Here is a 12,692-nt window from a genome sequence, read left to right as displayed (position 1 = left end):
TGGCGGGCCGCGACGACCGCTGCTACGTTTCCGGAGGCCGTGCGAGAGAACGAGGAGGTGGTACCCGTGAACACACCATTGACATGGGTGCTCCCCTCCGGGGTCACGGTCGGGCGATAGGTCGTCCGGGAGCGCCGCTCTGCGCACTCCCGAAAGGCACGACCATGCGCTTCACTTCTGAGCAACGCCTCGACGTCGGCGTCGTTGAGCGCGAATTCACCCTCGGCGAGATCCCCGGCACCCTGTGGACTCCGGAATCCGCCGCACCGGCACCGCTGATCCTGATGGCCCACAACAACGGTCTGCCCAAGAGCCAAGCCCGGCTGGTGGCCCGGGGCCGGCACACCGCGGCGTACGGATACGCGGTGGCCACCATCGACGCCGCCGGGTGCGGTGACCGGCCCCGTTCCGCCGCCGACGAGCAGGCACGGGCCGAGCTGCGGCGGGCGATGCAGGCCGGTGAGCCGGTCGACGAGATCTTCGAGTCCCTCGTCGGCCCGCTGGTCGAAAAGGCGGCCCCGGAATGGCGGACCACCCTGGACGCCCTCCTCGCGCTGCCCGAGATCGGCGGCCCAGTGGGGTACTCGGGGTGGATGGCCCTCGGTATCCGGCTCGCGGTGACCGAGCCACGCATCGCGGCCGCCGGGTTCTTCGCCGGGGGTTACGTACCCCGCGCCCAGCGCGAGGAGGCCCGGCGAGTCTCCGTTCCGCTGCTCCTCCTGCTGCAGTGGGACGACGAAGGAAACCCCCGGCAGCGCGCCCTTGACCTGTTCGACGCCTTCGGCACCAAGGAGAAGACGCTGCACGCCAATCTGGGCGGGCACACCGGCACGCCGTGGTTCGAGGGGGAGGACGCGAACCGGTTCTACGACCGGCACCTGAAGTGAGACCGGGCCGCCGCCATCGAGGGCAGGTGCTGGCCTTCCTCGATGGCGGCGGCCGGTGGATGCGCGGCCGCCCCGATCGCGGCGGTACAGGCCGATCGGGGCGACAATCGAGGCGGCAGGATGAGCAAGGCTTGCGCTGATCGTCCTGGGCGGGCTGGGGCTGCTGTTGCTCGTTACCGTCGATGTGCTCATGCCTGCTGCACACAACCGCCAGGTTCGGCCGTAGTTGTAGGGGAGCGCTCTTCGCGTCGGATGAGGGCTCAAGCGCCAGGCCAGTCCTGGATGTTCGTGGCGAAGACGCTCGACCAGGTCGCCTCTAGGCAGGGCTAGGCGGCGAGTGAGCCCTCCGTAAGGTCGTGCGACACTCCATGGCGCCTCGTGCAGCGTGTCGGGGTGCCGGGGTGTCGGATAGGGGTGGGGAAGACGATGGGCGATCGAGCGCACAGACGGGTTGCTGGCTTAGGGGTGGCTGCCGCTGTACTACTGCTGGTGGCCGGGTGCAGTGAGGATCAGCCTCGAAGCGCTGGGGGCAAGGCCGAGGCCACACCGGCGGATTCGGCTTCAAGGAAGTGGGGGCAGTCGGCTGTCCGCTCAGATCTGAGGGCTGCTGCCGAGGGCGCCGGTGCAGGGCCGGAGACAGACGTGCCCATGGACGACGCCATGAAGAGGTGCGCAGTGGACTGGGCCACGTTCTCACCTACAAAGGATGCGCAGGTCGACGCGGTCGTGAGCACTCTCCGCAAGCTCGGATGGAAGGTCACTGATCGCCACACCTCCAAGGAGTCCGGCTTGACGTCGCTCACCAAGGGGTCCTGGAACCTTCAAGTAACGCACCGCACGCACGAGGGAGGCGACTACCTGTCACTGCTGGCTCTGCGGGACAGCCAGGCCTGCGAGGAGGCAGCGGGAAGAGCTGGCTAGTGCTGTGACCACGTAGGTGCGCCGGATTGGTGGTCGCAGTGACTGGGTGGGCGGGGGCGGAACCGTCACCGCGGGCGTCGAGACATGGCGATGGGCCCCGCCCGTGCCGCTGTGGCGGCGCGGGCGGGGCGGTGGATCTGTGGCTGTCAGCCGTCCTGGGCGGCGGCTGGTGGGTGGTCGTGTTGTGGGGCTGGGCTCTGGTCGAAGGCGCTGGACTGCAGGAGGTAGGACGTGCGGAAGGCGCCCTTCGAGGTGTGGGGGTCCATGAGTTGGTCGAAGGTGCCGTGTTCGATGACGCGGCCGTGGTCGAGGACGACGATGGTGTCGGCGTGCCGGACGCTGTGCAGGCGGTGGGTGACCAGGACGACGGTCTGGCCTTGTTCGGCCAGGGCGTGGATCTGGTCGAAGATCTTCTGTTCGGCGACCGGGTCGAGGGCGCTGGTGGGCTCGTCCACCACGAGGACCTCGCCCGAGCGGAAGCGGCCGCGGGCGATGCCGACCTTCTGCCACTGGCCGCCGGAGATCTGCTGCCCGCCCTTGTACCCGCGCTGGAGCAACGTACCGAGGCCGGACGGCAGTTCGTCGATGACGGCGTCGGCTCCCGAGTAGCGGGCGGCCGCCATGATGGGCCCGTCGTCGAAGGAGCGGCGGGGGCGGCCGATGCCGATGTTCACGCGGGCGGTGAAGGGCCAGCGGTAGAAGTCCTGGTTGACGGCGGCGACGCGGTCGAAGATCTGCGCCCGGTCGGCCTGGGCGGCGTCCACGTCGTCCCACCAGATGTGCCCCTCGTCCGGTGCGTAGAGTCCGCACAGCAGCTTGACGAGGGTCGACTTGCCTGAGCCGTTGCTGCCCACCAAGGCGATGGTCCGGCCCGCGGGCAGCACCAGGTCGATCCCGGTGAGCGCCGGAGTGTCCTTGCCGGGGTAGGTGAAGGACACGTCCTCGAAGCGGATCTCCCGTACGCGTTCGGGAAGGCTCTGCCCGCTGGTGGGAATGGCCCGACGGCCCGCCTCCTCGCACAGCCGCTCGTAGTCGCCGACGAAGAGGCTCTCCTGGTGGACGTCGGAGATCTGCAGGACGCAGCGGCGCAGTGCCTCGGAGCCGGTGCGGATGGCGAGGACCGCGGTCCCGGCCACGGACAGGCGCATCGCTCCGGTCCACAGCAGGAGTCCGAGCATGCCGTAGGTGACAGCGGTCGCCGCCCCCGTCGCGGCGGCGGCCAGCAGGCCGGTGCGTGCGTCGAGCCGGGCCAGTCTGGCCTGCTCGCGCTCGCTGGTGTCGGCCATTCCTTCGAAGTGCTCCAGCAGGAACGGGCCCATCGCGTGCAGGCGGATCTCCGGAGCCGCGTTCTGGTCGATCAGGAGCCGGATCAGCAGCTGCGCGGCGCGGGCGTGCTGGACGAACTGGTGGAAGCTGACGTACCTCCTGCGGGCCTTGGTCATCGCTCCCCAGGCGCTGGGGAGCGTCATCGCGACCAGCAGCGGCAGCAGAGCCGGGTGCAGGACGGTCAGGACTCCCGCGGCGGCGACGAGGGAGATGAGCGCGTTGACCACGCTGGTCGTGTACTTGACCATCCGGCGGGCGGACTCCGCGCCCCAGGCGGCCGAGTCGAGGAGGCGGTGGAACTCGTCGTCCTCGATCGCCTTGAGTTCGACGCGGGAGACGAGGGTGAGGTAGCGCTCGGTGGCCACGCGCTGCACTTTCGGCTCCAGCGTGCCGGTCGCGGCGGTCGACGCCGCCGTGCACAGCGCCCCCGCCACCGCCGCCCCGGAGACCACGGCCAAGGCGGGCAGGGCCTGAGTGATCCGGTCGGTGATCGCTCCGGTGGTCAGCATGCGGCCCAGCACGGCGTTGACGGCCACCAGGGAGACCGCTTGCAGGATCCCCAGGGCGATCTCGGCCACCGCCACGGTACGCAGCGCGCGCCGGTCCGCCCAGCGGGCCAGCCTCATCGCGGTGATCACCAGTCGGGGGAGGCTGCGGGCCATCGCCCACAGCGAGAGGCGCAGCCAGGATCCGTGGTGGGTGTTCCAGCCCATGTCGTACTCCAGCTGCCCGCCGAACAGCAGTCGCTCGGACTCCGAGACCGATGGCTGTTCGCTGTCAGGCCGGGTGGTGCGTTTGCTCATGGCAACCTCCGGGCTGAGGCAGGGGCCATGGTTGTGGTCGGGGCGGACGGTTGCTGCGCCGTGGGGACGGGTCTCGTTCCGTACGAGGGCAGGGGGCGGGGTGGGCCGTCGCAGGTGGGCGGATGGTGGTGGGCGATCAGGTCCAGGGGCCGGGCCACCAGGGCTCCTTCACGGTCGGGAATGAGAGGGTTCGCGGGCGGGTCCCGTCACGCTGTGGCGCCCGCGGGTGCGCAGGAGTGCAGCCATCGGTCGACGACGGACCGCAGGTGCGGGGGCATCGGGTGGTCGTCGTCCGGCTCGCGCGGGGCGGCGAACAGCTGAGCGGTTCGGCCAGGTTCTCGCTGCCTGTGAGGGGCGAGCTCGGGCGCCTCGACGCCGCGGTCAGGGCCTTGGGGCCGGGCCGCAACCCGACGGGAGAGCCGCGGTGCGGTACGCCCGCCTCCAAGTGGGCCACGCTCCCATCGCGCAGGGCCGCCACGCCTGCGCGCATACGGCACCGAGCCTGCCGCGGCAACCGTCCGGCGGCCTGGCTGGGCGTCGGCCACCGCACGGCCCGCCCTGTTTCCCCGGCGGAGCGGAGGCGCGCGACCGGTTCCTCAGTGAGTGGACCGGCGTGGAAGACGTACGCCACTCCGAGGGGTTCGCCCTCGCCATCGCCGTCCGGCAGTTGGTGGTCGACGACCAGGATCCGGTCGGCGTCGTCGAAGACGAGCGCACTCGCCCACGTCGTGGGACCCGGGGGTGCCGTCAGAACACGGGCGGGCCCCGGCTCAGCTGGTGCCGCGGGGGTTGGCGGACCGGAAGGGCCGGAGGTACCGCTCATGTCCAACCCTCCTTGGCGAGGCTGATGTTGGCGCGCGGCGCCCCGGTGACGAACTGCCGCAGGAGGGCGCGCGTGAACGGGTGGGCCTGTGCGGGCGGCTCACCGGGATCGGCCCATACCAGGGCGGTGTGCCGCAGCGGTTCGCAGTTGCGCGGCTCGCCCGACCAGGACTGCGTCATCAGAAGGAGCGCCAGGCGCCGCTGGCCGTCCGGGGTCTGCAGGTGGGCGGTGCAGGCGAGTTCGAGGTGCTTGGGGTCGACGCGGACGCCGACCTCCTCGCGTACCTCCCGGCAGGCCGCCTGGTCGTACCACTCGCCGTCTTCTAGGTGTCCTCCCACCAGGGTGAGCTGTCCGCGGTAGGACGGCTCGGCCCGGCGCAGCAGAAGCACGCGGCCGTCCTGCCGGTAGAGCAGGACGAGGACCTGTACGACACACGTGTACGGCGTGGTGGTCGGGGTCATGCCTGCGCCCCCAGCCCTGTTTCGGAGGTCCCCGCTGTACGGCTCCCACGCGCTCCAGAGGTGCTCGCCGTTCGTGTTCCGGGGGGAGGTAGGAGGCGCACGGGCCGTCCGATGGGACAGCTCTGTTCGAAGGTCCGCTGCTCGCGTGTGCGGTGCGTGCCGTGGTGCATGGCGCCTCCCAATTGACGTCACTCTCGGACAGGTGCTCGGACTAACGGTCTCGGGCGGGGCACGTTCGGGGGCGGCGAGAGCGAAGTTTTCGAGTGAATGTGCGCTTCTGGCGTTCAGGGCCCACATGGAGCGGCAGTCGCACATGTTCGATCACGCAGATGGGTGTTTGACCGTGAACCGAACACGAATCAGTGATTGCGCGGCCTCGTGTGCGGTCCTCGGAGCGGCCCGGCTCTTCGGCGTCAGGCCTCGCGCGCGGGGGCCGACCGGGCAGCCCGACGAGGCCGCGCTGCCGGGGCGAGGGCGGCCGGGTCGGCGGTGGCTCGGAGGCCTTGGCTCACGTTCCCCCGGTCGGTCATACGAGCGGCGTGTGAACTTCCGCCGGGCCCAAGCCGGTCGTGGTGTCGACGGGCTCACTGCCTGCCTCATGGAGGTGCTGGAGCGCTTCGGAACAGGCGAGCTCCACGACCTCGACGACGGACGACGAGTGGCGGGTGGGCAGACGATGACAGCCGCGCGGAACGACGTGGAGCCGGGCGGTGGGGATCTGCTCGGCCAAGCGGTGCGAATGGGCGGGCGGAATGGTGGGGTCGTTCTCCCCGACCAGGATGTGTACGGGGACGCGCCGCAAGGCCTCCAGCTGAGTGACGTTGTGGCGCATCAGTGCTTTGAACCAGCGGGCGGCGACATCCATGGGCGGCTGTGTACTCAGCCGCGGCTGCCAGAGGTTGTGCAGGCGGTACGCCATGCCGGGGGCTCGTACGCACACGCCGGCCATGGCGTGGCGCAACAGGCCGACCAGCCGCGACCGCAGCGGGTGCCCGGCGCCGGCGAGGTCCAGGCCACCGCTGCTGGTGGCGACCAGCAGGGCCCCGGTGACCTTGTCCCCGATGAGGTGCGGGCGGGCCTCGGCCAGCGCGAGGACCGCGGCGCCGCCCATGGAGTGACCGACGAGGACGACCGGCACGTCCTCGGGCGCGGTGGCGTCGATGACGGCCTGGAGGTCGTCGGCCAGCAGCGACATCGTCGGCCTGGCGGTACCGGTGGTGGAGCGGCCGTGTCCGCGCTGGTCGTAGCGCACGACGAGGGTGGTGGGCCGGGCCAGTTGTGCCACGGTCTTGTCCCAGATGGCGGAGGTCGCCTGCCAGCCGTGGGCCAGGACGAGCACCAGGTCGGGGTCGCACGGCCCGTGCAGCTCCAGGGCAAGGCGGGCGCCGTCGGGCCGCGGCAGGCCGACGTAGGTGCAGGGGGTCTCGGGCACGGACGTCTCCTTGATGCGGCTCGATACGGCTTGCTGCGGTTCGATGCAGCTCGATGCAGCTTGATACGGCTTGATGCGGCAGCGCGGCTTCCGGTTGCGGGCGGTGGTGACCTGGCGCGTCCCCGTGCGGCGGGGCCTGCTAGGTCATGCCCTGCCGCAGGTGAGGGGGCACACGGCTACAGACGCAGGAGGACGCCTCGATGGTTGTAGAGAGCCTGGGCCGGCTACCCCGCGGCAGGGAAACGGATCAGAGCCCTCCGCACCGGCTCTCCCGCTGGCACGGGCCAAGGATTGGATCGCGCGAGGCTCCCGGCAGGATGGGAACCAACCGGGGTCCCCGTGTCGTGCTGCCTAGCCGTGAGTACTCAGGACCTGACCGACGTGATCGAGCGTAAAGATTCCTTTACGTCCCGTGAGACAACCTGGTGGAGGCCACGGGGCTCTACCTCTTCGTGCCGCACGATCGATGGGAGAGCACGGGAATGAACCCAGGTGGAGGCAGGAGGCGGGGGCGGCGATGCGCAGCCGCAGCCGCCGCTGTGACTGCGGGGACGCCGGCCGACTCGGCGTGCGGCAGCGACAGCACAGCGAAGTCAGCAGAGAAGCGTGCCTCCGACTCGCCAGGGCAGCACGTCGTTCTCGATGGACCAGAGCGGCGCATCGCCGTCCAGTCGCTGTGAAGGAGCGTTCCGTCATCCCCCGTCCCGTGTACTGGATGGCGGCCTCTGTGCTGCTCGCGGCCATGACCACGGCCTGCACCGGTTCCGCACCCCACACCACCGGCTCGTCCTCGCCAACTGCCAGGCCCGGGGCGGCCGGAGTGGGCGACGCCCTCTTCCCGACCCTCGGCAACGGAGGGTACGACGTCTCCCACTACGCCCTCACCCTCGACTACGTTCCCGAGACCAACCGCCTCCAAGGCACCGCGACCCTCACCGCGCGCGCCACCCAGGGACTGAGCCGGTTCAACCTCGACCTCGCCGGACTCAAGGTGCGTACCGCCACCGTGAACGGCACAGACGCCCGCTTCACGCGCGAGAAGAACGAGCTGACCCTGACGCCGACGAAGGCGATCAAGAACGGCGAGACCTTCAAGACCACCATCACGTACGACGGCACGCCCAAGATGATCGAGCACTCCGACGGAGGCACCGAGGGCTGGATCGAGACGGACGACGGGGCGACCGCCCTGGGCGAGCCCACCGGCTCCATGACCTGGTTCCCGGGCAACCACCACCCCTCCGACAAGGCCACGTACGACATCACGGTCAGCGTGCCCAAGGACGAGGACGGCGATCCGTACGACGTCGTCAGCAACGGGGAGTTGAAGAAGGAAGAGGACACGGGCCGCCGCGTCACCAGAAGGTGGCACAGCGATGAGCCCATGGCGAGCTACCTCGCCAACGTGGCCGTCGGGTACTTCGAGATCCACAAGGGCTGGACCTCCGACGACCTGCCCGTCTACGTCGCCGTCGATCCTGACGAGTCCGAGGACGCCGAAGAGGTCAAGGACCTGGTGCCCGAGATCACCGACTGGGCCGACGAGCGCTTCGGGCCCTACCCGTTCTCCTCCGTCGGTGCGGTCGTCGATCACCTTCCCGACCTCGGCTACGCGCTGGAGACCCAGACCAAGCCGTACTTCGACTCGGCTCCCGAGGACACGCTGCTGGTCCACGAGCTCGCACACCAGTGGTTCGGCAACTCGGTCACTCCACGCCGGTGGAAGGACATGTGGCTGAACGAAGGCTTCGCCACCTACGCGGAATGGCTCTGGCAGGAGGACCACGAGGGCGAGAGCGCCCAGGAGATCTTTGAGTCCTTCTACGACGGCACCCACCCCGAGAGCGAAGGCATCTGGGACTTCCCACCGACTGACCCGCCCAGCCCCGACCGGGTCTCCGACTCACCGGTCTACGGCCGAGGCGCCATGACACTGCACAAGGTGCGCGAAGCCGTCGGCGACAAGACCTTCTTCGACATCCTCCGGAGCTGGACCAAGCGCCACCGACACAAGAACGCTGACACGGAAGACTTCATCGCCCTGTGCGAAGCGAAGGCAGGGAAAGATCTCACCAAGGTCTTCGACACATGGCTCTTCGGTGAGTCGAAGCCCAAGGACACCTGAGAGCGGATCCGCGCGCCCGTCAACCACCTGGGCGCGCGGACGGCCTTGTGGTGTCCTACCCCCGTGGACACTGTTCTCGCCACCTTGATCGCAGTCCTGGGGACGCTGCTCGGCGCCGCCATGACGCATCTGTTCCAACGCAGAGCAGCCGCACGTGAGGCTGACCGCCAGGGTGCACAAGGCATCCGGCGAGACGGAACTGGATGAACTCGGCGCGCGGGCCCGAGATGCCGTGCAGCACTTCGTGAAGCTGTCGTCAGCACTCGTTGCCGCGTACGAGGTCGGGGTGTAGTCGATGCCGTACTGGCTGGCGCGGTTCGGTGCGCCAGGAGGACCGAACTCTCTGGGGGATCAAGGGAGTTCGCCAGGCAAATTGGTTACCCATGGCCTCAGCGCTGTAAGGGCTGAGCGCACCGCAGAGCGCAGCGTTCGACGTCACGGGCGTGTTCTCGCGGGCAGGTGGCGGTGCAGCCATGGTGCTGTGGTGAGGACGAACGCGCCGAAGGCGAGGAGGAGGATGACGTCGGCCGCGCCCGTGCCGAGGGTGGTGTGGCGGACGCCGTACACCGCGTACAGGTTGGACGCCAGGTCGGCGAGCATCGTCAGGCAGGTGAGGTGGAGGCCGCTGCGGCGGGCCTTGAGGAGGAGGGCGCCGGAGAGGGAGTCGAGGACGATCAGTGAGTTCCAGAAGGCGTTCAGCCACGTCGGCGCCCAGGTACGGGAGCGGAAGCCCCACAGCGCGAGGTCGACGACGTGTACGCATGCGCCGTAGAGCATGACGGCGGCGATGAAGACGATCGCGGCGCGGGGGGCGGGGGGCAGCGCGCGCAGGGCGCGGGGCAGGCGCGGCGCGCGGCGGCGCGCCGGGGGTTGCCCCCCGGCGCGCCGCCGCGCCTGCTCGCCACTCGTCTGGTGCACGTGGTCACTCCTCCTCTTGGCGCCGCCCGCGGCCGGAGACGGCTCGCCGGTCACACGGGGTCGGCCTCGCGGACCGGCTCGGGCGCGGTGTCGACGGGTGCGGCGGGGGCCGTCCACCGCTGCTCCTTGCGGGTGAAGAGGTATCCGGCCGCCGTGAGGACGACCGCCGCCATCACCACGAGCAGCACCTTGAAGTTGACCACAGCGATGAGGGCGGCGCCGCAGGCCATGGCCAGCAGCTGCGGCAGGGTCATCATGAGGTTGAACCCGGAGTAGACCCGGCCGACGAGTTCGGGCGCGGTGTGGCGCAGGCCGACTGTGGTCAGGCCGACCGCGATCCAGGGCAGGCTCGCGCCGCACAGGACCATGCCCGCGGCGACGGCGGCCACGGAGGGAACGGTCTGGAGGAGCGCCCCGGCGGCGAAGGCCGTCATGCCGAGGGCGACCAGCCTGCCCTCGCCGATGCGCCGCCCGATGCGGGCCGCCGTGAGCCCGGCCGCGATGGCGCCCGCGCCCTGCCCGGCGAGCAGCACGCCGAGGAACGACGGGGCCCGTCCGAGGCCGTCGTCGACGACGGCGAGTCCGACCGTCTCGGCCAGGCCCATGGCGACCATCGTGAGCGCGCTCGCGATGGCGAGCTGGCGGAGGACGACCGTCCGCGCGAGGTGCCGCACCCCTTCGGTCATCTCCCGCAGCCAGCTGTCGCCGCTGCGCTCCGGCTTGCTCTCCTGGTGACGGACCAACGTCAGGAAGGCGACGGCGGCCAGCATCAGCGCGATGTTCACTGCGACCACGGCGTGCGCGCCGAGTGCCGCGTAGAGGCCGGCGCCCGCGATCGGGGAGATCAGGCGCAGGCCCTGCTTGACCGTCTGCGTCAGCGCGTTGGCGTCGGCGAGCCGGTCCTCGGGCACGAGCACACGCAGGAAGGCCGCCTGCGCCGGGTCGACGAAGCTGTACGAGAGACCGTAGAGCAGCATCACCACGTAGATGAGCCAGATCTGCCCGCTGTCCTGGACCAGGAGCAGCGACGCCACCACGGCGGCCGTACCGAGGTACAGGCCCATGAGGAGCGGGCGTCTGCGGTACCGGTCGGCGGTCATGCCGCCGACCGGTCCGCAGAGCGTTCCCACGATCACCAGGAAGAAGGTGACCGCGGCGGCGGAGTTGCTGCCGGTCAGCTCCTTGACCCAGATGCCCGCCACGAGCCAGAGCATCGTGTCGCCGAGGATCGCGCAGAGCTGTCCCAGGATGAGCCATCGGACAGTGCGGTCGGCCAGGAGCCGTCCCATGCGGTGTGCTTCCTTTCTGAAGGGTTGCGCGGTGCTGAGGGTCGCGCGGAGCCCTGAGTAGAGCCCTTAGAGGGTCATGCGTCGCCGTCGAGGGCCTCGGCGACTGCCGGGCCGAACGCGGCGGTCCCCTCGGGTCCGAGCAGGTCGGCGTGGCGGCAGTCGACGCGGTGCTCGACGATCGCGCCCGCCACGTACGGCTGCCAGGCCTCCCGTGCCGTGACCGCGTCGGCCGGGCGGCTCCGCGCGGCGGTGACGAACAGGACGTCGCAGTCGACGCTGCCGGGCGTGTGGTCGCGGATCAGGCGGCTGCTGTGCACGGCCGTGTCGAGGACGGCGGCCACGGTGCCCTCGTCCAGGTGGAGCCGCTGCGCCTGCTCCGCGCGCAGCAGCGCGAAGACGTCACGGCGGTCCGCGCCGCGCTCGACCAGGTCGCGCACCGCGCTTCCGGCTCCGGGAAGCAGCGCGGCGAGCACTTCGTCCTCGGCCTCCGCGTCCAGGACGGCCGGGTCCTTGGCGGCGTCGTCGACTGGGTAGGAGTCGAGCAGCGCGAGGAAGGCGACCTGCTCGCCGTCCTTCTCCAGGAGCCGCGCCATGGCGTGCGCGACGGTGCCGCCGAGCGACCAGCCGAGCAGGTGGTACGGGCCCTCGGGCTGCACGGCCCGTACGCGGGCGACGTAGTCCTCGGCCATCTCCTCGATGGAGGCGGGCCGGGCGTCCGGCTCCGTGATGCCGCGCGCCTGTAGGCCGTACACCGGTCGCTCCGCGTCCAGGTGTTCGAGCAGGGCCGCGTAGTTCCAGCTCAGGCCGAGGACGGGGTGCACGCAGAAGAGGGGTGCCGCGCTGCCCGTGGTGCGCAGCGGCAGGAGCGCGTCCAGGGCGTTGTCGGCGGCTCCTTCGCCGAGCCGTGCGCCGATTCCGGCGGCGGTCGGGGTCTCGAACAGCGCCCGCAGACCGAGTTCGGTGCCGAACGTCCTCCGCACCGTGCTCATCAGGCGTACGGCGAGCAGCGAGTGCCCGCCGAGCACGAAGAAGTCGTCGTCGGGACCGACCTCCGGCACGCCGAGCGCGTCGGCGAACAGCGAGCAGAGCACCAGCTCCTGCGGGGTGCTCGGAGCACGCCCCGCGCCCCCGCGCCCACCCCCGGCCGGGAGCACGGGCGCGGGCAGGGCCCGCTTGTCCAGCTTCCCGTTGGGCGTGGTCGGCAGGGCGTCGAGGGTCACGAAGGCCGAGGGCACCATGTAGTCGGGCAGCAGGCCCAGTGCGTACGCGCGCAGCCCGGCCGGGTCCGCCGCGTCGGTCGTCTCCGGTACGACGTACGCCACCAGGCGCTTGTCCCCGGGCCGGTCCTCGCGGACGACGACGGCCGCTTGCCGCACGTTCTCGTGTCGCAGGAGTACGGCTTCGATCTCGCCGGGTTCGATGCGGAAGCCGCGCAGCTTGACCTGGTCGTCGCCACGACCGACGAACACGAGCTGCCCGTCGGCGCCCCAGCGCACCAGGTCGCCCGTGCGGTACATCCGCTCACCCATCGTGAACGGATCAGCCACGAAACGCTCGGCCGTCAGACCCGGGCGCTTGAGGTAGCCGCGCGCCAACGCCTCACCGGATACGTACAGTTCGCCGACGACTCCCTGCGGGACGAGGCGCAGATGTGCGTCCAGAACGTACAGGCGCGTGTTCCACACCGGACGGCCGATCGGGACCGTG

General features: G+C 70.6%; 8 protein-coding genes. 2 read left to right on the top strand and 6 right to left on the bottom strand.

The annotated features are described in order from the left end of the window. Positions 1-164 precede the first annotated feature (164 nt). On the top strand, positions 165-887 hold the full coding sequence (locus IG74_RS0135100) for a dienelactone hydrolase family protein (protein WP_030685564.1): 723 nt from the start codon (positions 165-167) through the stop codon (positions 885-887). Positions 888-1,954: 1,067 nt separating this feature from the next. Here the strand turns inward: IG74_RS0135100 and IG74_RS0135090 are convergent. The 3 genes from IG74_RS0135090 to IG74_RS0135075 all read right to left on the bottom strand — a co-directional run bounded on the left by IG74_RS0135090 (position 1,955) and on the right by IG74_RS0135075 (position 6,653). Continuing rightward, positions 1,955-3,937 carry an ABC transporter ATP-binding protein gene (locus tag IG74_RS0135090; RefSeq protein ID WP_030685561.1) on the bottom strand — a complete coding sequence of 661 codons (1,983 nt, stop codon included), beginning with the start codon at positions 3,935-3,937 and terminating at the stop codon, positions 1,955-1,957. Between the two features lie 819 nt (positions 3,938-4,756). Beyond that, entirely contained in the window at positions 4,757-5,221 is a 465-nt protein-coding gene (locus tag IG74_RS52340; protein WP_051856010.1) for an NUDIX domain-containing protein, read from the bottom strand. 526 nt (positions 5,222-5,747) lie between these two features. Further along, positions 5,748-6,653 (bottom strand): alpha/beta fold hydrolase, encoded by a 906-nt coding sequence (locus IG74_RS0135075; RefSeq protein ID WP_030685556.1) that lies wholly within the window; start codon positions 6,651-6,653, stop codon positions 5,748-5,750. Positions 6,654-7,368: 715 nt separating this feature from the next. Between IG74_RS0135075 and IG74_RS0135070 the strand changes: the two genes are divergently transcribed. Then, positions 7,369-8,778, top strand: coding sequence for a M1 family metallopeptidase (locus IG74_RS0135070; protein ID WP_051856009.1), 1,410 nt, complete (start codon positions 7,369-7,371; stop codon positions 8,776-8,778). A gap of 435 nt (positions 8,779-9,213) precedes the next feature. Here the strand turns inward: IG74_RS0135070 and IG74_RS48225 are convergent, their stop codons facing one another. The 3 genes from IG74_RS48225 to IG74_RS54475 all read right to left on the bottom strand — a co-directional run. Then, on the bottom strand, positions 9,214-9,696 hold the full coding sequence (locus tag IG74_RS48225; RefSeq protein WP_051856008.1) for a hypothetical protein: 483 nt from the start codon (positions 9,694-9,696) through the stop codon (positions 9,214-9,216). A gap of 50 nt (positions 9,697-9,746) precedes the next feature. Then, entirely contained in the window at positions 9,747-10,985 is a 1,239-nt protein-coding gene (locus tag IG74_RS0135055) for an MFS transporter (RefSeq protein ID WP_051856006.1), read from the bottom strand. A gap of 74 nt (positions 10,986-11,059) precedes the next feature. Then, positions 11,060-12,692 (bottom strand): alpha/beta fold hydrolase (locus IG74_RS54475; RefSeq protein ID WP_030685547.1); only part of this gene is annotated, 1,633 nt, incomplete at its 5' end.

The organism is Streptomyces sp. NRRL B-1347 (assembly GCF_000720325.1).
Taxonomy (GTDB): Bacteria; Actinomycetota; Actinomycetes; order Streptomycetales; family Streptomycetaceae; genus Streptomyces.
The sequence above is the reverse complement of the archived record's forward strand: the minus strand, read 5'-3'. Positions and strand labels throughout refer to the sequence as shown.